Below are 23,299 nucleotides of genomic sequence, written 5' to 3' on the forward strand. Positions count from 1 at the left end.
TAGCTGACCTGCGAACAAATCGGTTCCACGCAGGGCGTGTCCGATCTTGCACGCTCGTGTTAGTACACACGTTCGAGTGAGACGGCGGCGAGCCTGCGCGATTTCGTCGGGGCCGGGTCGTACCTTGGCCTCCGTGAGATTCCTGCACACCTCCGACTGGCACGTCGGCCGCACGTTCCACGGCGCCGACCTGCTCGCGGAACAGGACGCGGTGCTCGGGCACCTCGCCGACCTCGTGGCCGGCGAGGCGGTCGACGTCGTCCTGGTGGCGGGTGACATCTACGACCGCGCGGTCCCTTCGGCCGAAGCCGTGCGGGTGGCGACGAAAGCCGTCGCCCGGATCCGCGCGGCCGGCGCGCAGCTGGTCGTCACGCCGGGGAACCACGACTCGGCGCCCCGCCTCGGCGCCTTCGCGGAGTTCGCCGCGGCGGGCGGCCTGCACCTGCGCACCACCGTCGCCGGCCTGGCCGAACCCGTGCTGTTCGAAGACGCGCACGGCCCGGTCGCCGTCTACGGAATCCCTTACCTGGAACCGGAACCGGCGCGGCACGCGCTGGGCGTGCCGGACGCGCGCGGCCACACCGGCGTGCTCACCGAGGCCATGCGCCGGATCCGCGCGGACCTCGAAACCCGGCCGGGCACCCGGTCGGTCGTGCTCGCGCACGCGTTCGTCACCGGCGGCGAGCCGACGGACTCCGAGCGCACGATCGCGGTCGGCGGCGTCGAGCAGGTGCCCGGCTCGGTCTTCGACGGCGTCGGCTACGTCGCGCTCGGCCACCTCCACGGGCCTCAGACGCTCGCCGAGCACCTGCGCTACTCCGGCAGCCCCCTGGCGTACTCGTTTTCCGAGGCGCGGCAACGCAAATCCGTCTGGCTGGTCGACTTCGACGAAACCGGCCTCGGCGAGGTCCGCAGGCACGAGCTGCCGGTACCGCGGGCGCTCGCCACGCTCGAAGGCGACATCGAAGATCTCCTCGTGAACCCGGCGCACGACGAGTTCCTCGACCACTTCCTCTCGATCACGGTCACCGACCGGGTGCGCCCGGTCGACGCGATGCGGCGGCTGCGCGAGCGGTTCCCGCACGCGGTGCACCTCGAGTGGGAGCCCGCCGGCGGCTACGCGGGCGCCCCGCTGCGGTACTCCGACGCCGTGCGCGGCCGCTCCGACATCGAGATCTCGCGCAGCTTCCTCGACGACTGCCGCGGCGCCCCGCCGACCGAGAGCGAAGAACAGCTCCTCTTCAAGGCCCTGGAAGCGGCCGACCGGGGGGCCCTCGCGAAATGAGGCTGCACAGGCTGGAGGTCGAAGCCTTCGGGCCGTACTGCGCACGCGAAGTCGTCGACTTCGACGTGCTCGGCGCCGACGGCCTCTTCCTCCTGCACGGCGAAACCGGCGCGGGCAAGACGACGCTGCTCGACGCGATCGCGTTCGCGCTGTTCGGCGTGGTCCCCGGCGCCCGCAACGAGGCCAAGCGGCTGCGCTGTGACCTGGCCGAACCCGACCAGGTCACCGAGGTCGCGCTGGAGCTCACCGTGCAGGGGCACCGGCTGAAGATCGTGCGCAATCCGGAGTACCAGCGGCCGAAGCGGCGCGGCGAAGGCACGACCACCCAGCAGGCGAAGGTGTCGCTGAGCTGGATCGGCGCCGCGCCCGCCGGTCTGCCGCCGGAGGGGCTCATCCGGATCGAAGAGGTCGCGCGCACGGTCGAGCGGCTGCTCGGGATGACCGCGGCGCAGTTCTTCCAGGTGGTGCTGCTGCCGCAGGGCGAGTTCGCCCGGTTCCTGCGGTCGGACACCGCCGAGCGCGAAAAGCTCCTCGAGAGGCTGTTCGGCACCGAGCGCTTCGCCGACGTCGAGCGCTGGTTCGCCGACCTGCGTGCCGAACGCGGCCGGGAGCTGGAAAAGCGGCAGCAGGACGTGCGGGAGCTGCTGGCGAGGTACGCGCAGGAGGCCCAGCAGGACCCGCCGGAAACCGAGGTCGCCGAGTGGGCCGGCGCGGTGCTGGCGGCGTCCGAAGACCGCGTCGGGCAGGTGACGGCCGAAGAGGAGCGGGCCAGGGCAGCCGCCCAGCGGGCCGATGTCTACCTGCAGGAAGAACGGGCGAACGCGGAGAAGATCCGCCGGGTCCGCACCGCGCACCTGCGCCTGCTCGAGATCACCGAGCAGGCGCCGCAACGCGCCGAGTGGGCGCGGGAGGTCGCGGCCGCGCGACGGGCGGCCGGGGTCGCCGTCGAGGCCGATCTCCTCGACCGCCGGGCCGCCGAACTGACCGAAGCCGAGCAGGCCGAAAAGGCTTGCGGCGCCGAGCTTCGCGCGTTCGGCACCAATGCAACCGGTGACCTGAAAGCGCGGGCGGCGACCGTGCGCGAAGAGGCGGGCGCGGTCGCCGAACTGGTCGCCGAGGCCGAGCTGCAGCAGCTCGACGTCATGCGGCGGGATGACCGGAAGCTGGCCGCCGTCACGGCCCGGCAGCAGGTCGAGGAGCTGACGGCCGAGCTGGCCGCGATTCCGGGCCAGCTGGCCAAGCTGCGTGCGGACGCCCTCGAAGCCGCCGAGGCCGAAGCCAAGCTCGACGGTGCGCGGGCGAAGGTGGAAGAACTGCGGGCGGCGGCGCGCGACGCGGCCGAACTCCCTGAGGCGGAAGCGAAAGTCGCGCGCGGCGAGGCGAAGCTGCGCGAAGTCGTCGACGCGCACCAGGCCGCGCGTCAGCGGCGCCTCGACCTGCGCGAACGGCGGCTCGACGGAATGGCGGCCGAGCTGGCCGCCGCGTTGCCGGAGGGGGCGCCGTGCCCCGTCTGCGGGTCGGCCGAGCACCCGGCCCCCGCGAACCGGAACGTCGAGCTGGTCGACCCGGCCGAGGAACGCGCCGCCGAAGAAGCCGAGCAGGCGGCGGACGCGGTGCGCCAGCGGGTCGTCGTCGCGTTGGAAGAGGCGAAGGCGCGGCTCGCCGGGCTGGTCGAACGGCTGGCCGGGCGCACGGCGGAGTCGATCACCGCCGAGCTGGCCGAAGCGCGCTCCGCGGTCGTCGCGCTGACCGAGCGGGCGGCCGGAAAAGCCAAGCTGGGCCAGCAGGTCGTGCTCTTGGAACGCGACCTCGACGCGCGCACCGAACGGCGTCGCCGCGCCGAACAGGAAGCGACCGAAGCCACCGCCGACGTCCGGGCCCTGGACGAACGGCTGGCCGAGCGCGAACGCCGTCTGATCGCCGGGCGGGGCGAGTTCGCGGACGTCGCGGCCCGGCGGACGCACCTGATCGGGCTGGCCGAAGCCCTCGAAGCCGTCGCCGAAGCGCGGACGGCGGTCGCGGGGGCGCGGGAGCGGGTGACCCAGCAGCGCGCGCTCGTCGAGGCGGCGGTGAAGGCGAAGGGGTTCACGTCGCTGAAGAAGGCGCGGGCCGCGATGCTGCCGGACGAGCAGATCGAGAAGCTGGAGCAGGGCATCGCCGAGGCCGAAGCGGCCGCGGCGGGGGCGCGGGCGTTGCTGTCCGAGCCGGACCTGTTCGGGATCTCCCCGGACGACGTCGCGGACGTCGACCGCGCGGCCGACGCGGCTCAGCTGGCGCGAGCGCGCGCCGACTCGGCGTACGCGGCGCTGCGGGTGGCCACCGCGCAGCACGAAGAGCTGACGCGGCTGGCCGGCCTGCTGCGCAAGTCTCTCGCCGGGCTCGCGCCGGCCGAAGCGGCGTACGCCGAGCTGCGGGCGCTGGCCGAGGTCGTCAACGGGCGCGGGCAGAACAGCCGGAAGATGTCGCTGCGCTCGTACGTGCTGGCGGCGCGGCTGGAGGAGGTGGCGGTCGCCGCCACACACCGGCTGCGCACGATGAGCCAGGGCCGCTACTCGTTCGTGCACTCGGACGCGGCGGGCGCGCGCGGCACCCGCGGCGGGCTCGGCATCGACGTGCTGGACGACTATTCGGGCACGATCCGCCCGGCGAAGACGCTGTCGGGCGGGGAGTCGTTCCTCGCGTCGCTGGCGTTGGCGCTGGGGCTGGCGGACGTGGTCGCCGGCGAGACGGGCGGCGCGCTGCTGGACACGCTGTTCGTCGACGAGGGATTCGGCACGCTGGACGCCGAAACCCTGGACGTGGTGATGAACATCCTCGACGAGCTCCGCGCGGGCGGCCGGGTGGTGGGCCTGGTGTCGCACGTGGAGGAGCTGAGGCAGCGCATCCCGACGCGGCTGCGGGTCCGCAAGTCCCGCACGGGCTCGACATTGGAGGTGCGCGCGGGCTGAGGATTCGGCCAAGATGAAGCCATGACGGACCAGCCGCCGAACGGCCTGCCCCGCTACCGCTTGCTGACCGGCCCGGACGACGCGAAGTTCTGCCACCGGGTGAGCGAGGCACTGGACTTGGGCTACCGCTTGCACGGTTCCCCGGCGGCGACATTCGACGGCAATCAGGTGATCGTGGCCCAAGCGCTGCTGTGGCACGGAGAGCAGGGCTAGGCAGCGGCGCGCCGGAGGTACATCCCGGCGTAGGAACACCACGGCGTCCACGCACGGGCTCGTTCGCCGAGGGATTCCGCTGGGATTCCCAGCGCCTCGGCGCCGCGGCGGACGGCGGGGTCGTCGGCGAGCAGCACGTCCGGGGCGCCGAGGATCCGCATCACCACGTAGTCTGCGGTCGCCGGGTCGACGCACGCCAGCAGTTCCGCCCGCAGCTCCGCGGCGTCCCGGCCGACGTGCACGTCCAGCCGACCTTCCGCCAGGGCGGCGATCCCGGCGTGGCCCGGCATGGCCGCGGCGACCTCGGCCGCCGTCGGGAACAGTCGCGTCACGCCCCACTCGCCCGGTACCTCCTCGCCGAGCGGCACCTCGCTCACGAGGGCGCGGAGCAGCAGCTCGTCGCCGTCGACCGCGCCCGGGACCCGGATCCCCGGCACCGCCGCCACGAGCGGTGCCAAAATCGGGTCGGCGCCGAGCACCCGGGCCACCGCCGCGGGGTCGGCGTCCAAGTCCAGCAACCGGCGCACCCGGCTGACCGCGCTCCCGAGGTCGCGCAGGTCCGTGAGCACCAGCTCACACCGCACGTGGTCCGGCTGCGGCGTCAACCGCACGACGCCGGAGCCGTGGGCGAGCCGCAGCGTCCGCGCGTACGACTCCGAAGTGACTTCCTCGACCCCCGGCACCGCCTGAGCCGCGAAGAAGCGAAGCAAGCCGGCCGCGTCGAAGGGCGGCCTGAACGGCAACCGCAGGCTGAGCCGCGTCCCGCTCAGATCGCCACCCCGACGTCGCGAAGCAGCGAAGGCGCGAAGCTGCGAAGGCGTCGTCGCGAACACTTCGCGGATCGTCTCGTTGAACTGCCGCACACTCGAGAAGCCCGCCGCGAACGCGACGTCCGTCAGCGGCAGCTCGGACATCTCGATCAGCAGCCGCGCCGAGTGCGCGCGGTGCGCACGGGCCAGCGCCAACGGGCCCGCGCCCAGTTCGGCGGTCAGCACCCGGCCGAGCTGACGTTCCGAGTAGCCCAGCCGACGCGCGAGGCCCGGGACGCCTTCGCGCTCGACCGTCCCGTCCGCGATCAAGCGCATCGCCCGCGCCGCGAGATCAGCGCGGACGTTCCAGTCCGGCGAGCCCGGCACCGCGTCGGGCAGGCAGCGGCGGCAGGCGCGGAAGCCGTTGGCCTGCGCCGCCGCCGACGTCGGGAAGAAGCGGACGTTCTGCTCCTTCGGCGTCGACGCCGGGCACGACGGGCGGCAGTAGATGCCGGTCGTGCGGACCGCCATGATGAACTGGCCGTCGAAGCGCGAGTCGCGGGCGGTGACCACGCGGTAGCAGCGCTCGGCGTCGCGCCAGAGCGCCGGTGCCTCCGTCGATGTGACCATGGATCCGAGCATGCCAGCAGGTCAGCGCGCTCGCTGGCGGAAATCCGACGCGGCGTTGGGTGCGTGGGGCCCGGCCGGGACAGCCACGTAGACTGCGGGGTCGTGAGCCTCACCCTCGGTATCGTCGGCCTGCCCAACGTCGGCAAGTCCACCCTGTTCAACGCGCTGACCCGCAACGACGTGCTCGCCGCGAACTACCCGTTCGCGACGATCGAGCCGAACGTCGGCGTCGTGCCGCTGCCGGACCCCCGGCTGGACAAGCTGGCCGAGCTGTACAAGTCGGAGAAGACGGTCCCGGCCGTGGTGTCCTTTGTGGACATCGCGGGCATCGTCAAGGGCGCGTCCGAGGGTGCCGGACTGGGCAACAAGTTCCTCGCGAACATCCGTGAGGCCAACGCGATCTGCCAGGTCATCCGCGTGTTCGACGACCCCGACGTGGTGCACGTCGACGGCCGGATCGACCCGTCGAGCGACATCGAGACGATCAACACCGAGCTGATCCTCGCCGACCTGCAGACCCTTGACAAGGCGCTGCCGCGGCTGGAGAAGGAAGCGCGGACGAAGAAGGAGAACAAGCCCGCGCTGGACAACGCGCAGAAGGCGAAGGAGATCCTCGACGCCGGGCGCACGCTCTTCCAGGCGCAGAAGGAAGTCGACTTCGAGGCGCTGCGCGAGCTCAGCCTGCTCACCACGAAGCCGTTCCTGTACGTCTTCAACGCCGACGAGTCGGTGCTCACCGACGAGGCCCGCCGCGAGGAGCTGACCAAGCTGGTCGCGCCCGCGGACGCGGTGTTCCTCGACGCGAAGGTCGAGGCGGAACTGCTGGAGCTGGACGACGAGGAGTCGGTGCGAGAGCTGCTCGAGTCGGTCGGCCAGCCGGAGCCGGGCCTGTACTCCCTGGCCCGCGCGGGCTTCCACACGCTCGGCCTGCAGACGTACCTGACGGCGGGCCCGAAGGAAGCGCGGGCCTGGACGATCCCCCAGGGCGCGACGGCCCCCCAGGCGGCGGGCGTCATCCACACGGACTTCGAGCGCGGCTTCATCAAGGCGGAGATCGTCTCGTACGACGACCTGATGGAGGCGGGCTCGATGGCGGCGGCCCGGGCGGCGGGCAAGGTCCGCATGGAGGGCAAGGACTACGTCATGGCCGACGGCGACGTGGTCGAGTTCCGCTTCAACGTGTGAGCCGGGAGCGGGTCCCGGAAGAAGCCGGGTAGTCGCAACACCACCCGCGGCGCCTGAGTCTCTGCCACTCTCGAACTCGTGAGTGCCTATCTGATCTCCGAGGTCGAAATCCTCGACCCGACCCTCGCCGATCGCTACCGCGAGATCGCCGCCGCGTCGATCGCGGCCTACGGCGGCCGCTACCTCGCCCGCGGTGCCAAGCCCACCGTTCTCGAAGGCGACTTCGAAGAGGAACGGGTGGTCGTCGTGGTCGAGTTCGCGGATCGGGCGACCGCCGAACGCTGGTACGACTCGCCCGAGTACGCCGAAGGGCGGGAAATCGCCAAGGTCGCCTTGAACCGGCGGCTGCTGCTCGTCGACGGCGTCGCGTGAAGATCCTGCCGGGCCTCGGACGTCGCCAGGCCCGGCAGGCCCCGACCACTAGCCGAGCAAGCCCAGCAGCGCGATGGCGATCAGCACCACCGCGGGGGCGAGTGCGTTGATCCAAGCGCGCTGAGCGGCGGTGAGGGCGGTGCTGTTCATGGCGTTTCCTAGGGCCGAAACCAATGCTTCCGCCTGCTCAGCGCGCTGATCATGCCCTTCGTTAGCGGCTGTGATCGAACTCTCAGCCGTCCGAGTGACGACGATTGCGGGCCGTGAACCAGAGCACGCCACCCGCCGCGGCCACCATCGTCGCGAATGCCGCCGTTCCCACCACGATCGCCTGGGTCATCCTGCGTCTCCCTCGAAAAATCTCCTGGTAACCGAGAGACGTCGAAACCCCGCGTTCGTGCACTGAGAGTAGCCGAGATCACAGTGCGGCGAGGACCTCGTCGATCTGCTGGGCGAGGTCGAAGTCCTTGGCCGTCAGCCCGCCCGCCGAGTGGGTGCTCAGCCGGAACGTCAGCGTGCGCCAGCGGATGTCGATGTCCGGATGGTGGTCGGCCGCCTCGGCGAGCACCGCCACCCGGTCCACCACCTCGATCGCCTGCATGAAGCTCGCCAGCTCCGCCTCGCGGGAGATCACGGCGCCGGAACGCGTCCAGTGCGTCCCCAATCGCTCGTCGGCCTCGGAGTCGCTCAAGATTTCCGTCATGTCTCCATCGTCCTGCGTCCTGGACTACGCTGCACGGTTGCCACGGGAGTCCGGTGAGCCGGGCTGAGAGGCGGGTCACCCGCGACCGTTCGCACCTGACCGGATCATGCCGGCGAAGGGAGGGCTGCCCTCCTCGTCCGGCGAAGTGCAGGAGGGTAGATGAAACGCAGGGCTGTTCGCGCCGCGACGGCCATCGCCGCCGTCAGCGCCGTCGCGGCGGCGTGCTCGCTGTCGGACGGTGACGGTGGTACGCAGCAGACGCCCACCGTCACCCTCGTGACGCACGATTCCTTCCTGGCGCCGCAGGAGGTGCTCGACGCCTTCCAGAAGCAGTCGGGCATCAAGATCTCCGTGCTCAAGCAGGGTGACGCCGGGTCGCTGACCAACAAGCTCGTGCTCACCAAGGCCAACCCGATCGGCGACGTCGCGTACGGCGTCGACTCGACCTTCGCCTCGCGCGCGCTCAGCGAGGGCGTCTTCGAGCCGTACACGAGCCCGGAGGCCGACCGCGGGCCGCAGCGCTACGCCGTCGACCCCGAGCACCGGCTGTCGGCGGTCGACGTCGGCGACGTCTGCGTCAACGTCGACACGAACTACTTCACGAGCAAGGGCATCCCGGCGCCGTCGACCTACGACGACCTCGCCGACCCGAAGTACAAGGACCTCATGGTCGCCGAGGACCCGGCGACGGCCTCGCCCGGACTGGCGTTCCTGCTCGGCACCATCGCCAAGTACGGCGAGGCCGGCTGGAAGGACTACTGGACGAAGCTGAAGGCCAACGGCGTCAAGGTGGTCAGCGGCTGGGAAGAGGCCTACACCAAGGACTTCTCCGGCTCGTCCGGCAAGGGGCCGCGCCCGATCGTCGTCTCGTACGCGTCGTCGCCCGCCGCCGAGGTCGGCGAGGACGGGAAGCCGCGCACGAAGGCGCTGCTCGACACCTGCTACCGGCAGGTCGAGTACGCCGGGGTGCTGGCGAACGGCAAGCAGGCCGAGAACGCGCGCAAGGTCGTCGACTTCCTGCTCTCCCAGCAGTTCCAGGTGACGGTGGCGGCCAACATGTACGTCTACCCCGCGCGCCAGGGCGTCGACCTGCCCGCGGGCTGGGCGCAGGTCGCCCCGCTGCCGCAGAAGCCGCAGACGCTGCCCGCGGACCAGGTCCAGGCCGGACGCGAGAAGTGGATCGGCGAATGGCGCACGCTCGTGCAGTGACATCCGAGGCTCCGCCTCGGGCCGGGGGCTCCGCCACCCGGAGCCCCCGAAAACCATCAGTCCTAGCCCCACCCAGGACCGCCCGCGGCGTCGGCTTGGCACTGCTCGGGCTGGCCCCGATCGGGTTCCTGGTGGTGTTCTTCGCCTGGCCCGTCGTCGCGATCGTCGGCCGCGGGTTCGCCGCGGGCGGGCTCGACGTCGTCCTCGGCGACCCGCGGACCTGGCAGCTCGCCGGGTTCACCGTGGCCAGCGCGGCGGCGTCGACGGTGGTCGCGGTGCTGGCCGGGCTGCCGGTGGCGTTCCTGCTGGCGCGGGTGCGGCTGCCCGGCGTCGGCCTGGCGCGGACGCTCGTGCTGGTGCCGTTCGTGCTGCCGACGGTCGTCGTCGGCCTCGCGTTCCGCGCGCTCTGGCCGGACGGCGGCGTGCTGCCGATCGTGCTGGCCAACGCGTTCTTCAACGTCGCGGTCGTCGCGCGGACCGTCGCCGGGCTGTGGGCGCGGCTGGATTCGCGGACGACCGACGCCGCCCGCGCGCTCGGCGCCTCGCCGTGGCGGGCGTTCCGGTCGGTGACGCTGCCCGCGCTGGCGCCCGCGGTCGCGTCCGCCGCGGCCGTGGTGTTCCTGTTCTGCGCCACCAGTTTCGGCGTCGTCCTGATCCTCGGCGGCGCCCGCTACCGCACCCTGGAAACCGAGATCTACCTCCGGACCGTCGACCTCCTGGACCTCTCCGGCGCCGCGGCGCTTTCCCTGATTCAGTTCGCGGCCGTGGTCGCCGCGCTGGTGCTCGGCGGGCTGGCGCGACGTCGCAAGGAGGGCGCCCGGATCGGCGTGAGCCAAGCGCGACGCCCACGCGGCGGCGAGTGGTGGGTCGTCGGCGCCGCGGGTGTCGTACTGGCCCTGTTGCTGACGCCGATCGTCGCGCTGCTCGCCGAATCGGTGTCCACTGAGGACGGCTGGAGCCTCGCCGGGTACCGGGCGCTGACGAGCACCGGCGAGAAGGGCGCGCTGCAGGTGTCCGGCTGGGACGCCGCCCTGAACTCGCTGAAGGTCGCCACCGACGCGACGCTGCTGGCGATGGTGGTCGGCGTGCTCGCGTCCGTGGTGCTGGTGGTGCTGCGCCGGTCGCCGGTGCGGGCCGCGCGCGGGCTCGGCGAGACGATGGACGCCGTGCTGATGCTGCCGCTCGGGGTGTCGGCGGTGACGGTCGGGTTCGGCTACCTGGTGACGCTCGACGCGCTGCCCGGCGACCTCCGGACGTCGCCGTACCTGGTGCCGCTGGCGCAGGCGCTGGTGATCATCCCGCTGGTCGTGCGGATGGTGCTGCCGGTGCTGCGCTCGGTCGATGTCCGATTGCGGCAGGCCGCGTCGACGCTCGGGGCGAGCCCGCTGCGGGTGTGGCGCGAGATCGACCTGCCGCTGACGCTGCGCCCGCTGGTGGCGGCGGCCGGGTTCGGGTTCGTGGTGGCGCTCGGCGAGTTCGGCGCGACGAGCTTCCTCGCCCGCCCGACGGCGCCGACGTTGCCGGTCGCGGTGGCGACGCTGATGGCGCGCCCGGGCGAGCTGAACAACCAGATGGCGTACGCGGCGTGCGCGTTGCTGATGCTCGTGACGGTGCTGGCGGTCGCGCTGATCGACCGCCTCGGCGCCGCGCGCGGCCGGGTGGGAGAGTTCTGATGGCGCTGTCGGTACGGGACTTGACCGTCCACTACGGAGCGTTCGCGGCGGTCCGCGACGTCCGCCTCGACATCGCCGACGGCGAGGTGCTGGCCCTGCTCGGCCCGTCGGGTTCGGGCAAGTCGACGCTCCTGCGCGCGATCACCGGCTTGGAGCCGTCGGCGCGGGGAACGGTGAGCTGGGACGGCGAGGACCTCGGCGCGGTCCCGGTGCACCGGCGCGGCTTCGGCCTGGTGTTCCAGGACGGCCAGCTGTTCGGCCACCGCGACGTCGCGGCGAACATCGCGTTCGGCCTGCGGATGCACGGCGTGCCGCGGGCCGAGTGGGCGTCGCGGGTGGCGGAGTTGCTGGCGCTGGTCGGCCTGTCCGGCTTTGAACGGCGGCGGGTGACGGAACTTTCGGGCGGTCAGGCGCAGCGGGTGGCGTTGGCGAGGGCGTTGGCCCCGAAGCCGCGGCTGCTGCTCCTCGATGAGCCATTGTCCGGTTTGGACGCCGGGTTGCGCGAGCAGCTGGCGATCGACCTGGCGGACCTGTTGCGGCGCAGCAAGATCACGACGTTGCTGGTGACGCACGACCAGGAGGAGGCGTTCACCCTCGCCGACCGGGTCGCGGTGCTCGACGCGGGCGAGGTCCGGCAGGAGGGCGCGGTCCGCCGGGTGTGGCGCAACCCGGCGGACGACGACGTGGCCCGGTTCCTCGGGGTGACGACGTTCGCCGACGGCGTCGCGGCCGGGGGCGTGGTGCGCACGCCGCTCGGTGACGTCACGCTCCCGGACGTCGGCGACGGCCCGGTGCGGCTCGGGCTGCGCCCGCACGCGCTGCGGGTGGCGTCCGAGGGGGTCGCGGGCGAGGTCGTCGCGGCGGTGCACCGGCGTGAGCACGTGCGACTGGTGGTGCGCCTGCCCGAGTCCACTGTGGACGCCGTGGCTCCGGCGGCTTCGGACCTGCGCGCCGGGGACGCCGTGACGCTCGCCTTGGATCCGGACGGGATCGCGCTGGTCGGCTGACGTCGCCGGGAAACGCGGTGGAGCGGCGGGGCGTTCCGCCTTACGGTGACGCCATGAGCGAATCGCCGGTCGAGGCTTTCGACCCGCCCTACTACGTGGCTGTCTTCACCACGGTGCGCACCGAGGAGCAGGGCGGCTACCGCGAGACGAACGCGCGGATGGAAGAGCTGGTCAAGGACGTCCCCGGGTACCTGGGGATGGACCACGCGCAGACGCCCGGCGGGCTGGGCATCACGGTCGGGTATTTCCGCGACGCCGACGCCCTGACGGAGTGGCGGACCAACGCCGAGCACCGCGCGGCGCAGAAGCGCGGGCGGGCCGAGTGGTACGAGAGCTACACGCTGCACGTGGCGAAGGTGGAGCGCAGCCACGGCTTCACGCGAGCGGCGGACTGACCGTCGTGAGTGGCGATTCGGGTTAGAACCCTAATCGCCACTCACGACATCGTCAGCCATCCCGGGTGGACAGCCGCGCGTAAGCCAGCGAAAGCCCGATCACGATGTAGCAGGCCGCCCGCAGGGCACCTTCGCCGAGCATCTGCGTGCCCATCGGGTCCTGCAGCACTTCCGCCGGGGCCACCGACCAGTTCTGCGTCAGCAGGAACGGGTGCAGCCAGTCCAGCGAGCTGAGGAACCCGAGGATGGTGAACACGATGTCGGCCGCCAGGACCGAAGCCACCACGAGCATCGGGTGTTCCGTCCAGCTGGAGATCGCCAGCGCCACCGCGCCGACCGCCCACAGCTGCAGCACCACCCAGCCCGCCACCAGCAGGATCCGGACCAGCGCGCCGCCCAGCGACAACGTCGTGCCCGACAGCGTGAACAGCGAGTCCGTGCCGTTGATGATCAGGCCGGTCACCACGCCCGTCACGCACATCGCCAGCACCGAGACCACCGACACCGTCGCCACGCCGAACGCCTTGACCGCCAGCAGGCGGCCCCGGCCGACCGGCGCGATCAGCCAGCCCCGCAGCGTGCCGTGCGCCGTTTCGCCCGCGATCGCGTCCGCGCCCGCCATCGCCGACGCCAGCGGCAGCAGCAACGCCAGTGACATCACGATCGCCGCGATCGGCAGCACGAACGCGTTGTTCACCGCGGACGCCAGCAGCGCTCCGCCGCCGTCGTCCGGGCCGCCGCCCTGCGCACCGGCGTCGTCCACCAGCGTCAGGCCGATGCCGATCACGATCGGGATCAGTGCCAGCAACCCCAGCACGGCCAGCGTGCGCGGCCGCCGGAAGATCCAGCGCAGCTCCGCGGCCAGCAACCGCGGCAGCGGCACCGTGTCGTGGCCCGTGCGGGCCGCCGGTGCGTCGAGAACCGCCGTCGTCATTCCGCCCCCTCGGTCAGCCGCGCGAACAGGTCTTCCAGCCCGGTGCGGGCCCGCGTCGCCTCGTGGACCGCGACCCCCGCGCCCACCAGGACCTCCAGCACGCGGGGCGCCGGCGTCGCCGTCAGGTCCGCGCGGACGCCGTCCGGCGTGAGCCGCGCGCCGATCCGATGTTCCCGCAACGCCTCCACCGCCCGCTCCGCGTCCGGCGTGCGGACCAGCAGAGCCGCGTTACCCGACTCCAGCAGCTCGGCCAGCTCGCCCTGCGCGACGACGTTGCCCGCCTGCAGCACGGCCACGTGCGTGCACGTCGCCTCCACCTCGGCCAGCAGGTGCGACGACACCAGCACGGTGACGCCCTCGGCGTGCAGCTCGGCCACGATCCTGCGGATCTCCCTGGTACCCGCGGGGTCGAGGCCGTTGGTCGGCTCGTCGAGCACGACCATCTTCCGCGGCACGAGCAACGCCGAAGCGAGCCCGAGCCGCTGCTTCATGCCGAGCGAGTAACCGCGGTACCGCCGCCGCGCCGCTCCGGTCAGCCCGACGCGCTCCAACGCGGTGTCGACGGCACGGGGAATCCCGGCCGACGTCAGCCGCGGCTCGGCCGCCGCGAAGCGCAGGAGGTTGTCGCGCCCGGACAGGAACGGGTGGAAGCCCGGCCCCTCGACCAGCGCGCCGACGTCCGGCAGCGCGTGCGCGGCGGCCTCCGGCATCGGGCGGCCCAGCAGCTCGACCTCGCCCTCGGTCGGGCGGACCAGGCCGAGCAGCATCCGGATCGTCGTCGTCTTGCCCGAGCCGTTCGGCCCGAGCATCCCGACGACCGCGCCCTCCGGGATGTCGAGGTCGACGTGGTCCACCGCGACCGTGCCGCGGTAGACCTTGCGCAGCCCCCGGGTGCGCGCGGCGAGCGGGACCGCCGGGGCGGACGTCTCCGAAGAAACGTCCGCCCCGGACTCGACCGCCGTGCTGGTCACTTCTGACCCAGCGCTTCGTAGAGGACCTGCTCCGGCACCGCACCGGCGGCGAAGCGGCCGTCGTCGGTCAGGACCGCGCTGCCCACCTTCGTGGTGACCAGGTAGCCGCTACCCCACGCGCCGTTGACCTTCTTCGCGAACCGCTCCAGCAACGCCTTCGGGTCGGTGTTGCGGCCCTGGCGCTCACCCGACTGCTGCTTCGGCGCCGCGTTCAGCGCGTCCGCCGGCACCTTGCCGGTGACGACGGTGTCCCAGCCGTCGCCGACGACCTTGACGTCCTGCCGCGCCTGCTCGGCCATGTCCTTGTGCTGCTGGTCGATCGACGGCGTCTTCTCCTCGACCTTCGCGCCCTTCGGCGGGGTGAAGGTGAAGAGGTCGGCGGGCTGCTGCGTGAACTCGATCTCGGTGAACGCGACCTCGAGCGCCGGGGTCGCCGTGCCGTTGCTCAGCACCGACACCCGCAGCGGCATCCGCGTCTGCGAGTCGACCGCGACGCGGATCTCGCGCAACAGCGTCCGCTCGGTCGGCTTCGGCGTCAGGACCAGCTCGTAGGCCGGGCGGTCGGCGACGGTCGCGGTGCCGTCGACCGACACCGTGCTGCTCTCGCGCACCTTGGCGAGCAGCTCCGTCGACGCCGCGACCGGGTCGGCGGTCTTGTCGCTGCCCGCGCCCTTCTGCTGCGCCACCTCGGCCGGGATGGTCACCTTGGTCGCGGTGTTCGTCTTCGAGCTGTAGTCCCAGACGGTGGTGCCGTCGTGGACGACGGTCTCCTGGCTCGCCCCCTGCGTCACCGCCAGGCGGCTCTTGCCCGCGCCGTCGGTGAAGATGTGCGCCGAGTCCATGTTCAGCGCCGACGCCCCCGGCAGCGCGTTCCCCACCTGCGGCAGGCCCAGGTCGTTGCTGACCTTGACCGTGCCGTCGAACGCCCCCGGCTTCGCCTTCATCACCGACTGCACCAGGTCCTCGGCGCTCACCTGCGGCAGCGCCGGCTTGTCGTCGGCGCTGGCGGGCATCGCGACGAACGCGAGCCCGCCGGCACCGAGCGCGGTGCCGACGACCGCGGCGGTGATGCCCTTCGTCTTCGGTTTCATGCGTCTCTCCCTGTGGTGTTCCCGGGCTCGAGTGTGCCCGGCTCCCTGGCACCGACGCTTCCCTCTCGAGACTGAGATACCCCTGAAGGTTCTCCCTCTCCGGCTGAGATCGTGCTGAGAGCTGACGCAGGACCTGCGCAAACCGGCCATGATGAGTCTCGTGAAACCTCGGGTGCTGGTGGTCGACGACGAACCGGGCGTGCGGAAGGCGCTGCAGCGCGGGCTGCGCGCGGAGGACATGGACGTGGTCACGGCCGCCGACGGGCCCACCGGCCTGCAGCTGGCGAGCACGGGCTCGTTCGACGTCGTGCTGCTCGACATCATGCTGCCCGGCCTGTCCGGCTACCGCGTGCTGGAGCGGCTGCGCAAGGACGGCGTCACCACGCCGGTGCTGCTCGTCTCGGCCAAGGACGGCGAGATCGACCAGGCCGACGGCCTCGACCTCGGCGCCGACGGCTACCTCGTCAAGCCGTTCTCCTTCGTGGTGCTGGTCGCGCAGGTGCGCGCGGTGCTGCGCCGGGCCGGGCCGGAAGCCGGGCGCGGCACGCTGCGGCTCGGCGCGCTCGAGGTCGACCGCGGGCTGCGGCAGGTGCACTGGAACGGTGTCGAGGTCCCGCTGAGCCCGCGCGAGTTCGCGCTGCTCGAGGTGCTCGTCGGCCGGGCGGGCACGGTCGTCACGAAGGACGAGCTGCTGCGCGCGGTCTGGGGCGAGGAGCAGGCCGTGACGCGCAACCTCGTCGAGGTGTACGTCGGGTACGTGCGGCGCAAGCTCGACGCCGTCGGCGCGGGCGCGTTGCTGCGGACCGTGCGCGGGCACGGCTACCTGGCCTCGGACGCGCAGCTCGACGAGGTCATCACCCCGTGATCTCGTGGTGGCGGGGCCGGTCCCTGCAGGTCCGCATCACCGTGCTCGCCGCGACGATCACCCTGGGCTGCCTGCTCGGGCTGGCCGCACTGGCCGCGTCGAACCTCTCGCCGTTGCTGATCGGCTCGGTCGACCGGGAGCTGTCGAACGCCCTCGGCCCGGCGAGTGCCGAGGTGAGCGCCGGGCGGGCGCTGTCCGGCGCGGCCCCGGTGACGCTGCGGGTGCTGGACATCGCGGGCGCCCCGGTCGACGGCGGCACGCCCACCGGCCTCGCGCCCGCGGACGTCTCGACGCTCAAGGCGGGCCAGCCGGTCCAGCGCGACGGCGCGCGATACCTGGGCACGGTCGTGTCCGCGCCGGACGGGTCGCAACGGCTGGTCGTCGCGGGCGCGGGCCTGGTCGGGTTCGCCGCGGCGGTGCACTACGGCGGGGTGTGGCTGGTGGTCGTCGCGTCGGTGGGCGCGGTGGTGGCGGGCTTCGCGACGTGGCTGGTCGTGCGGCTGGCGCTGCGGCCGGTGGCGCGCATGCGGGGTTCGGTGCGGGCGCTGCCGCCGGGCGCGCGGCTCGCGTTGCCGGACTCGAACGACGAGCTGCGGGCGCTGGCGGAGGAGTTCAACGCGCTGCTGGAGCGGCAGGAGCAGGCGAGCGAGCGGCTCCGGCGGTTCACCGGCGACGCGGCGCACGAGCTGCGGTCGCCGGTCGCGTCGATCCGCGTGCAGGCCGAGGTCGCCGTCACCAACCCGGACCCGGAGCTGGCCCAGGAGACGCTGTCGGACATCTTGACCGAGGCCGAACGGCTGTCGGCGCTGCTGGACGGGCTGCTGTCGCTGGCCCGGTCGGACGCGGGGGAGGTGCCGCCCGCCTCGCCGGTGGAGCTGGTGAGCGAGGTGCGGGCGGCGGTGGCCCGGCTGCCGGCGGGGGCGCCGGAGACGCGGGTGAGCAACGCGGTGGCGCAGGCGTGGGCGTCGGCGGCGCACGCCGAGGTCGAGCTGGTGCTGGACAACCTGCTGCGCAACGCGTGCCGGTACGCGCGCGGCCAGATCGTGGTGTCGGTGCTGGCGTCGCGGGCATCGGTGCGGGTGGTGGTCGACGACGACGGCCCGGGCATCGCGCCGGAGCACCGCGAGAAGGTGTTCGACCGGTTCTACCGCATCGCCGACGACCGGGCGCGGTCCTCGGGCGGCACGGGGCTGGGGCTGGCGATGGTGGCCGAGACGGTGCGCCGCCGGGGCGGACGCGTCCAGGTGGGCGAGTCCCCGGACGGCGGCGCGCGGTTCGTGGTCGTCTGGCGGGTCGTGAGTGGCAAGGGCGGTTAGTACTCCAGCTGTAGTTCGTGATCGGGTGCTGGGTTTTCGTGTCGTCGCTGGTAGTGGCTTTGCCGGGCGTGATGTTGGTGTCGTCGGCGCCAGGTGGACCAGGCCAGGATGTCGGCGACGCGGCGGGCTGGCTTGAGGATGAGCTGGGCGTAGAGGTGCCTGATCTCGTTGCGTGTCAACGGGATCAGGCCCTCATGCGGTTTTGTGTGGCGGGCATGGGCGGCGGCGATGGCGAGGAAGGCGTGGGCCAGCATGACCAGCGTGGTCCAGCGATACCAGGAGGTCCAGGTGCGGACCTGGTGCTCGTCCAGGCCGGTGAGTTCTTTGCCGGTCTGGAAGGTTTCCTCGATCGTCCAGCGACGCCCGGCAACGCGGGCGAGCTTGGCCAGCGAGACGCGGCGGGGGCTGTAACAGCGGTAGAACGCAGTCTCCCCGGTGCGCCGGTTGCGGCGCATCAGGATCCAGTGATAACCGGTGGTGCCCGCGGGGTGCAGCCGGATGCGGGCCCACAGGTAGTAGCGCCGGCCTTTCGCGCCCGCTCCGGCGGAGAGCTTCTGCCAGGCCCGTTTCGGCAGCGCGGCCGCCCGCTCATCAGCTCGCACGCTCTGCCTGCCGGGCCCGGGAATGCGATGGTCGCAGGCCACGGCCAGCACATAGGCCTGTCCGCGTTGTTCGAGCGGATCACGCAGGCCGGCAGCGTCTTTGCCGTAAGCCTCGTCCCCGGTCACCCACCCCACCCGCACGCCCGCGTCCAGCGCCCGGGTGATCATGGCCAACGCGAGCCGGGATTTCGTGGTGAACCGGGTCCCGGCGGGCACTCCGGCCCGGTCCCGGCGCCGGGGGTCCTCGGCCCAGCTTTCAGGCAGGTAGAGCTCACGGTCGATGAACGTATGCCCGGCCGGGGTGGAATACGTCAGGAACACCGACATCTGCGAGTTCTCGATCCGGCCCGCCGTGCCCGTGTACTGCCGCTGGACTCCGACCGACTCGGTGCCCTTCTTCAGGTCGCCGGTCTCGTCGATGACCAGCATCGCATCCTGATCACCCAGCTGCTCGACCACGACCTCGCGCAGGTCGTCACGAACCCCGTCCACGTCCCAGCTCGCGCGCGAGAGCAGGTTCTGCATCCCATGCGGGGTCGTGTCCCCGACAGCCTCGGCGATGGTCCAGCAGTTCACCCGAACCAGCCCGGCCAGCAGCCCCTGCACGAACCGCCCCGCGCGGCGACGCGACTCCACCCGCGCGAACCGGTGCCCCACCCGCACGAACATCTCACCCAGCAGCGACTGCCACCCCGCAGGGTCTACGCTGGCAGCCGCGGCCACCACATGATCTTGAGTTGTCTTCACAAACACCATGATCACGTGGTGGCCGCACCCATCTCACCGGCCCCCTCCAGCAAGATCACGAACTACAGCTGGAGTATTAGAACCGCCCTTGCCACTCACGACCGGTGCCGCGGGGGCTTCCGGGTAGATTCCGGGGCTGTGAACGGTGTGATCGTGGGTGCCGCGCTGGTGCGGGACGGCAAGCTGCTCGCCCAGCAGCGGGCTTGGCCGCCGGGGCACGCGGGGCAGTGGGAGCTGCCCGGGGGACGCGTCGAGCCCGGGGAGTCCGAGGCCTTCGCGCTCGCCAGGGAGTGCAGCGAGGAGCTCGACGTCGTGGTCGAGGTCGGCGAACGCGTCGGCGAGGACGTCGCATTGCCCGGCGGGAAGGTCCTCCGCATCTACGCCGCGACGCTCGTATCGCCCGGTGAGGAGCCGCGGGCCGTCGAGCACCGAGCCGTGCGCTGGCTCGGGCCCGACGACCTCGACGACCTCGACTGGCTGCCCGCCGACCGGATCCTGCTCCCCGCCTTCCGCGCGCTGCTGGTGGGCTGAAGGGGACTTTGCTCGCATCAGATGCGAGCAAAGTCCCCTTCAGCCGATCACATGCGATGAACGTCCCCTTCAGCACGCGCCGATCATCCGCAACGCCGCGTCGAGCCGGTGCGAGCCGCGCTCGCGGGCCCGCTCCGCGCCCGCCTTCCGCACCCGGTCCAGCTCCGCGACGTCGTCGAGCAGCGTCATGGCCCGCGAGCGCACGGGACTCAGCTCCTCGATCACGGCGTCGGCGACGGCGTCCTTCACCGCTCCGTACGACGAGAACTCCTCCGCCAGGTCGGCCGGGGAACCGCCCCGGCACGCGGCCAGGATCTCCAGCAGGTTCGCCATCCCAGGGCGGGTGTCCGGGGCGTGGACCGGCACCGAGCCGCCGTCGGTCACCGCGCGGCGGATCTTGCGGCGGATCTGGTCCGGCTCGTCGAGCGCGAACACCACGCCCGCCGCGTCCCGCGTCGACTTCGACATCTTGCGCGTCGGATCGCTGAGGTCCTTCACCCGCGCTCCCGCGGGCGGGAGCACCGCCTCCGGGATCGTGAACACCTCGCCGTACGTGCTGTTGAAGCGCTTCGCCAGCGTCCGTGTCAGCTCGACGTGCTGGCGCTGGTCCTCGCCGACCGGCACCTCGTCCGCGCCCTGCAGCAGGATGTCCGCGGCCATCAGCGCCGGGTAGGTCAGCAGCGACAGCCGCACCCCGGCCTGCCCCTTGGACTTCTCCTTGAACTGGATCATCCTGGCCGCTTCGCCGTAGTTGCAGGTGCACTCCAGCACCCAGGTCAGCGCGCCCAGCTCGCGGGCCAGGTCCGACTGGACGAACACCCGCTCGGGATCGATGCCGGCGGCGATCAGCACCGCCAGCTGTTCGTGCGCCAGTGATCGGAGTTTCGCCGGGTTGTGCGGGGTCGTCATGCCGTGCAGGTCGGCGACGAAGTACAGGTCGTCCGCGCCGCCCTCGAGCGCCCAGCGGCGCACGGCACCGAGGTAGTTGCCGAGGTGGACGTGACCGGAGGGGGTGATGCCGGACAGCTTGCTCATCGTGTCTTCCTTCCGAGGGGGACCACCCCGGAGAAGGCACGAAAAAGGCCGCCCGTCCGGGGCGGCCGCTGGTGGTTCAGCGCAGGTTCAATGGGCCGCCGGAGGGCGGCCACCACTGGGAGGTCTGCGCACGCATGCACCCACTGTAGCGGACCCGGCGGCGCCGGACTTCTCCGTTCGCCCGATCCGTCAACACTTCGCATCGACGCGCCGCGCGAGGGGTGTGGCGGCCGCCCGGCGGAGTTACCTTCTTAACCATGTATGTCGTCCTGCTGAACTACACGGCCCCCATCGAGGAAATCGACTACGCGCTCCCGGACCACGTCGAATGGCTGAACAAGCAGTACGAACACGGCCACTTCCTGGCGTCCGGGGCGCGGAACCCGCGCACCGGCGGCGTGATCATCACGCGGCCGATGGCCCGCGGGAAGCTCGACGCGATCCTCGCGTCCGACCCGTTCTCCGTGAAGCACCTCGCGAAGTACGAGGTGATCGAGTTCTCGCCGACGAAGACGGCGCCCGAACTGCGGCTGGTCAACGAGGCGGTGCCGCACTAGGCGGCGAGGTCCAGCTTCGCCTTCTTCAACGCCAGCACCGGGCACTTCTTGCAGCGCGGCTTCGACCGGCAGCACTTCTTCTTGACCTTGCCGGCCTTCATCAGCTTGCGCACGACCTTGCGCGGATCCTTCGCCTTCTTGCCCACGTGCGCTCCTCGGCTCGGCGACGTTCACCGGGTATCCACGTTAGGTCAGCCTAACCGACAAGGGGGCGTGGGGCCGCTCACACCGGGGCTGCGGGTATCCTGAGTGAGGTCCGCGTGTGACCAGAGCCGGTCACGGGATGCCTGACGGGCTTACGCGGCCATCCAACCCTTGAAGTTCAGGAGTTCTCGCGTGCCCGCAGCCAGCGCTACCGTCGAAACCGGCCGGCCGACCGGTAAGACCCGGCCCGACCTGCGCAATGTCGCGATCGTAGCCCACGTCGACCACGGCAAGACGACGCTGGTGGACGCGATGCTCCGCCAGTCCGGCGCCTTCGCCGAGCGCGCCGAGCTCGTCGACCGCGTGATGGACTCGGGTGAGCTCGAGCGCGAAAAGGGCATCACGATCCTGGCGAAGAACACCTCGATCCGCCGCCAGACCGAAGACGGCCCGATCACCATCAACGTCATCGACACCCCGGGCCACGCCGACTTCGGCGGCGAGGTCGAGCGCGGGCTGTCCATGGTGGACGGCGTGGTGCTGCTGGTCGACGCGTCCGAAGGCCCGCTGCCGCAGACCCGGTTCGTGCTCCGCAAGACCCTCGAAGCCCGGCTCCCGGTGATCCTGCTGGTCAACAAGGTCGACCGGCCGGACGCGCGGATCGCCGAGGTCGTCGAGGAGACCCACGACCTGCTGCTCGACCTGGCGGGCGACATCGAGGACGCCGACCTCGACGCGATCCTCGACCTCCCGGTCGTCTACGCCTCCGCGCGCGCCGGCAAGGCGAGCCTCGAGCAGCCCGCGGACGGCGGCCTGCCCGACAGCGAGAACCTCGACCCGCTCTTCGACACGCTGCTGCGCCACGTGCCGCCGCCCGTCGCCGACCTCGACGCGCCGCTGCAGGCGCTGGTCACCAACCTCGACGCGTCGAACTTCCTCGGCCGCATCGCGCTGATCCGCATCCACGCAGGCAAGCTGCGCAAGGGCCAGACCGTGGCCTGGATGCGCGAGGACGGCTCGGTGCAGAACGTGCGCATCTCCGAGCTGCTCGTCACCGAGGCGCTCACCCGCGTCCCGGCCACCGAGGCCACCGCGGGCGAGCTGGTCGCGATCGCCGGCATCCCGGACATCACCATCGGCGACACCCTCGCCGACGCGGAGAACCCGGTGGCGCTGCCCCGGATCACCGTCGACGAGCCCGCGATCTCGATGACCATCGGCGTCAACACCTCGCCGCTGGCCGGGCGCAACGGCGGCGACAAGGTCACCGCGCGGCTGGTCAAGGCCCGTCTCGACCAGGAGCTGGTCGGCAACGTCTCGATCCGCGTCCTGCCGACCGAGCGCCCGGACACCTGGGAGGTCCAGGGCCGCGGCGAGCTCGCGCTGGCCATCCTCGTCGAGCAGATGCGCCGCGAGGGCTTCGAGCTGACCGTCGGCAAGCCGCAGGTGGTGCTCCGCACGATCGACGGCAAGCTGCACGAGCCGTTCGAGCGCCTCTACATCGACTCGCCGGAGGAGCACCTCGGCGCGATCACGCAGCTGCTCGCGTCCCGCAAGGGCCGCATGGAGGACATGAGCGGCAACGGCACCGGCCGGATCAAGCTGATCTACGTGCTGCCCTCGCGCGGCCTGATCGGCTTCCGCACCGACTTCCTCACCGAGACCCGCGGCACCGGCATCGCGAACCACGTGTTCGAGGGCTACTTCCCGTGGGCGGGCGAGATCCGCACCCGGCACAGCGGCTCCTTGGTCGCCGACCGTTCGGGCCCGATCACCGCGTACGCGATGATCCAGCTGGCCGACCGCGGCACGTTCTTCGTCGAGCCGGGCGCCGAGGTGTACGAGGGCATGGTCGTGGGCGAGAACCCGCGCATGGAGGACCTCGACATCAACATCACCAAGGAGAAGAAGCTCACCAACATGCGCTCGTCTACCGGTGACGAGCTCGAGCGCCTCGCCCGGCCGCGCAAGCTCGGCCTGGAGGAAGCGCTGGAGTTCTGCGCCGTCGACGAGTGCGTCGAGGTGGCGCCGGACGTGGTCCGCGTCCGCAAGGTCACGCTCGACATCTCCACGCGCGCGAAGGAGCGTTCGCGCGCGAAGAGCCGCGAAAACGGCTGACCCCGATTACGCGAAAACC

The 23,299-nt window shown here is 71.9% G+C and carries 22 protein-coding genes and 1 riboswitch; of the genes, 14 read left to right on the forward strand and 8 right to left on the reverse strand.

All coding sequences use genetic code 11. The features are described from left to right. The first annotated feature begins 133 nt into the window (after positions 1-133). Genes QP939_RS22315 through QP939_RS22325 form a run of 3 tightly spaced genes read left to right on the forward strand, consistent with a single transcriptional unit; the run spans position 134 to position 4,446 of the window. Complete coding sequence (locus QP939_RS22315) at positions 134-1,285, forward strand: exonuclease SbcCD subunit D (protein WP_285458761.1); 1,152 nt, start codon at positions 134-136, stop codon at positions 1,283-1,285. Beyond that, a complete protein-coding gene (locus QP939_RS22320; protein ID WP_285458762.1) occupies positions 1,282-4,233 on the forward strand; it encodes an AAA family ATPase in 2,952 nt (983 codons plus the stop codon). The genes QP939_RS22315 and QP939_RS22320 overlap by 4 nt, the downstream gene beginning before the upstream one ends. Before the next feature lie 21 nt (positions 4,234-4,254). Beyond that, positions 4,255-4,446: a DUF1737 domain-containing protein gene (locus tag QP939_RS22325; RefSeq protein WP_285458763.1), complete on the forward strand. Its 192-nt coding sequence runs from the start codon at positions 4,255-4,257 to the stop codon at positions 4,444-4,446. Here QP939_RS22325 and QP939_RS22330 read toward each other — a convergent pair. Then, positions 4,443-5,825 (reverse strand): DNA-3-methyladenine glycosylase 2 family protein, encoded by a 1,383-nt coding sequence (locus QP939_RS22330; protein ID WP_285458764.1) that lies wholly within the window; start codon positions 5,823-5,825, stop codon positions 4,443-4,445. The two genes, QP939_RS22325 and QP939_RS22330, sit on opposite strands and share 4 nt — an antisense overlap. A 102-nt stretch (positions 5,826-5,927) precedes the next feature. Here QP939_RS22330 and ychF point away from each other — a divergent pair, with 102 nt between their 5' ends. Continuing rightward, the gene (gene ychF / locus QP939_RS22335) at positions 5,928-7,010 is read left to right on the forward strand and encodes a redox-regulated ATPase YchF (RefSeq protein WP_285458765.1); all 1,083 of its coding nucleotides are present in this window, start codon (positions 5,928-5,930) and stop codon (positions 7,008-7,010) included. Between the two features lie 78 nt (positions 7,011-7,088). Further along, complete coding sequence (locus QP939_RS22340; RefSeq protein ID WP_285458766.1) at positions 7,089-7,382, forward strand: DUF1330 domain-containing protein; 294 nt, start codon at positions 7,089-7,091, stop codon at positions 7,380-7,382. Positions 7,383-7,800: 418 nt separating this feature from the next. Here QP939_RS22340 and QP939_RS22345 read toward each other — a convergent pair whose 3' ends face one another. Continuing rightward, complete coding sequence (locus tag QP939_RS22345) at positions 7,801-8,085, reverse strand: 4a-hydroxytetrahydrobiopterin dehydratase (RefSeq protein ID WP_285458767.1); 285 nt, start codon at positions 8,083-8,085, stop codon at positions 7,801-7,803. 32 nt (positions 8,086-8,117) lie between these two features. Next, positions 8,118-8,224, forward strand: a riboswitch (TPP riboswitch). 20 nt (positions 8,225-8,244) lie between these two features. Here QP939_RS22345 and QP939_RS22350 point away from each other — a divergent pair. The 4 genes from QP939_RS22350 (at position 8,245) to QP939_RS22365 (ending at position 12,369) form a co-directional block, all read left to right on the forward strand. After that, positions 8,245-9,294 carry a thiamine ABC transporter substrate-binding protein gene (locus tag QP939_RS22350; RefSeq protein WP_285458768.1) on the forward strand — a complete coding sequence of 350 codons (1,050 nt, stop codon included), beginning with the start codon at positions 8,245-8,247 and terminating at the stop codon, positions 9,292-9,294. A gap of 110 nt (positions 9,295-9,404) precedes the next feature. After that, entirely contained in the window at positions 9,405-10,967 is a 1,563-nt protein-coding gene (locus QP939_RS22355; protein ID WP_285459816.1) for an ABC transporter permease, read from the forward strand. After that, on the forward strand, positions 10,967-11,974 hold the full coding sequence (locus QP939_RS22360; RefSeq protein WP_285458769.1) for an ABC transporter ATP-binding protein: 1,008 nt from the start codon (positions 10,967-10,969) through the stop codon (positions 11,972-11,974). Before QP939_RS22355 ends, QP939_RS22360 begins: the two co-directional genes overlap by 1 nt. Before the next feature lie 53 nt (positions 11,975-12,027). Continuing rightward, positions 12,028-12,369, forward strand: coding sequence for an antibiotic biosynthesis monooxygenase family protein (locus QP939_RS22365; RefSeq protein ID WP_285458770.1), 342 nt, complete (start codon positions 12,028-12,030; stop codon positions 12,367-12,369). 52 nt (positions 12,370-12,421) lie between these two features. Here the strand turns inward: QP939_RS22365 and QP939_RS22370 are convergent, their stop codons facing one another. Genes QP939_RS22370 through QP939_RS22380 form a run of 3 tightly spaced genes read right to left on the reverse strand, consistent with a single transcriptional unit; the run spans position 12,422 to position 15,365 of the window. Next, the gene (locus tag QP939_RS22370) at positions 12,422-13,303 is read right to left on the reverse strand and encodes an ABC transporter permease (RefSeq protein WP_285458771.1); all 882 of its coding nucleotides are present in this window, start codon (positions 13,301-13,303) and stop codon (positions 12,422-12,424) included. Further along, positions 13,300-14,274 (reverse strand): ABC transporter ATP-binding protein, encoded by a 975-nt coding sequence (locus QP939_RS22375; protein WP_285458772.1) that lies wholly within the window; start codon positions 14,272-14,274, stop codon positions 13,300-13,302. Before QP939_RS22375 ends, QP939_RS22370 begins: the two co-directional genes overlap by 4 nt. After that, a complete protein-coding gene (locus QP939_RS22380; protein ID WP_285458773.1) occupies positions 14,271-15,365 on the reverse strand; it encodes a LolA family protein in 1,095 nt (364 codons plus the stop codon). Before QP939_RS22380 ends, QP939_RS22375 begins: the two co-directional genes overlap by 4 nt. A gap of 148 nt (positions 15,366-15,513) precedes the next feature. Here QP939_RS22380 and QP939_RS22385 point away from each other — a divergent pair, with 148 nt between their 5' ends. After that, a complete protein-coding gene (locus QP939_RS22385; RefSeq protein WP_285458774.1) occupies positions 15,514-16,230 on the forward strand; it encodes a response regulator transcription factor in 717 nt (238 codons plus the stop codon). Beyond that, positions 16,227-17,546: a sensor histidine kinase gene (locus QP939_RS22390; RefSeq protein WP_285458775.1), complete on the forward strand. Its 1,320-nt coding sequence runs from the start codon at positions 16,227-16,229 to the stop codon at positions 17,544-17,546. Before QP939_RS22385 ends, QP939_RS22390 begins: the two co-directional genes overlap by 4 nt. Here the strand turns inward: QP939_RS22390 and QP939_RS22395 are convergent. After that, the gene (locus QP939_RS22395; RefSeq protein WP_285459667.1) at positions 17,543-18,817 is read right to left on the reverse strand and encodes an IS701 family transposase; all 1,275 of its coding nucleotides are present in this window, start codon (positions 18,815-18,817) and stop codon (positions 17,543-17,545) included. The genes QP939_RS22390 and QP939_RS22395 overlap by 4 nt on opposite strands. A gap of 216 nt (positions 18,818-19,033) precedes the next feature. Between QP939_RS22395 and QP939_RS22400 the strand changes: the two genes are divergently transcribed. Next, positions 19,034-19,426, forward strand: a complete 393-nt coding sequence (locus tag QP939_RS22400) for an NUDIX domain-containing protein (protein WP_285458776.1) — start codon at positions 19,034-19,036, stop codon at positions 19,424-19,426. Between the two features lie 69 nt (positions 19,427-19,495). On the opposite strand, the gene trpS is transcribed toward QP939_RS22400, so the two are convergent. After that, complete coding sequence (gene trpS / locus QP939_RS22405; RefSeq protein ID WP_285458777.1) at positions 19,496-20,461, reverse strand: tryptophan--tRNA ligase; 966 nt, start codon at positions 20,459-20,461, stop codon at positions 19,496-19,498. A gap of 257 nt (positions 20,462-20,718) precedes the next feature. Between trpS and QP939_RS22410 the strand changes: the two genes are divergently transcribed. Beyond that, positions 20,719-21,018, forward strand: coding sequence for a YciI family protein (locus tag QP939_RS22410; protein WP_285458778.1), 300 nt, complete (start codon positions 20,719-20,721; stop codon positions 21,016-21,018). Here QP939_RS22410 and QP939_RS22415 read toward each other — a convergent pair. Next, positions 21,015-21,164: a hypothetical protein gene (locus QP939_RS22415; RefSeq protein ID WP_285458779.1), complete on the reverse strand. Its 150-nt coding sequence runs from the start codon at positions 21,162-21,164 to the stop codon at positions 21,015-21,017. The two genes, QP939_RS22410 and QP939_RS22415, sit on opposite strands and share 4 nt — an antisense overlap. Positions 21,165-21,354: 190 nt before the next feature. Between QP939_RS22415 and typA the strand changes: the two genes are divergently transcribed. Further along, positions 21,355-23,280 carry a translational GTPase TypA gene (gene typA, locus QP939_RS22420; RefSeq protein WP_285458780.1) on the forward strand — a complete coding sequence of 642 codons (1,926 nt, stop codon included), beginning with the start codon at positions 21,355-21,357 and terminating at the stop codon, positions 23,278-23,280. The last annotated feature ends 19 nt before the right edge of the window (positions 23,281-23,299 follow it).

The sequence above is a fragment of the Amycolatopsis nalaikhensis genome, assembly GCF_030264295.1.
Classification (GTDB): Bacteria; Actinomycetota; Actinomycetes; order Mycobacteriales; family Pseudonocardiaceae; genus Amycolatopsis; species Amycolatopsis nalaikhensis.

Excerpts from the sequence above, each read along its gene's own strand:
- QP939_RS22325 (WP_285458763.1), top strand. The coding sequence starts at position 4,255 with ATGACGGACCAGCCGCCGAACGGCCTGCCCCGCTACCGCTTGCTGACC.
- QP939_RS22360 (WP_285458769.1), top strand. The coding sequence starts at position 10,967 with ATGGCGCTGTCGGTACGGGACTTGACCGTCCACTACGGAGCGTTCGCG.
- QP939_RS22370 (WP_285458771.1), bottom strand. The coding sequence starts at position 13,303 with ATGACGACGGCGGTTCTCGACGCACCGGCGGCCCGCACGGGCCACGAC.
- QP939_RS22350 (WP_285458768.1), top strand. The coding sequence starts at position 8,245 with ATGAAACGCAGGGCTGTTCGCGCCGCGACGGCCATCGCCGCCGTCAGC.
- trpS (WP_285458777.1), bottom strand. The coding sequence starts at position 20,461 with ATGAGCAAGCTGTCCGGCATCACCCCCTCCGGTCACGTCCACCTCGGC.
- QP939_RS22410 (WP_285458778.1), top strand. The coding sequence starts at position 20,719 with ATGTATGTCGTCCTGCTGAACTACACGGCCCCCATCGAGGAAATCGAC.
- QP939_RS22365 (WP_285458770.1), top strand. The coding sequence starts at position 12,028 with ATGAGCGAATCGCCGGTCGAGGCTTTCGACCCGCCCTACTACGTGGCT.
- QP939_RS22385 (WP_285458774.1), top strand. The coding sequence starts at position 15,514 with ATGATGAGTCTCGTGAAACCTCGGGTGCTGGTGGTCGACGACGAACCG.
- QP939_RS22395 (WP_285459667.1), bottom strand. The coding sequence starts at position 18,817 with ATGTTCGTGCGGGTGGGGCACCGGTTCGCGCGGGTGGAGTCGCGTCGC.
- QP939_RS22320 (WP_285458762.1), top strand. The coding sequence starts at position 1,282 with ATGAGGCTGCACAGGCTGGAGGTCGAAGCCTTCGGGCCGTACTGCGCA.
- QP939_RS22330 (WP_285458764.1), bottom strand. The coding sequence starts at position 5,825 with ATGGTCACATCGACGGAGGCACCGGCGCTCTGGCGCGACGCCGAGCGC.
- QP939_RS22345 (WP_285458767.1), bottom strand. The coding sequence starts at position 8,085 with ATGACGGAAATCTTGAGCGACTCCGAGGCCGACGAGCGATTGGGGACG.
- QP939_RS22380 (WP_285458773.1), bottom strand. The coding sequence starts at position 15,365 with ATGAAACCGAAGACGAAGGGCATCACCGCCGCGGTCGTCGGCACCGCG.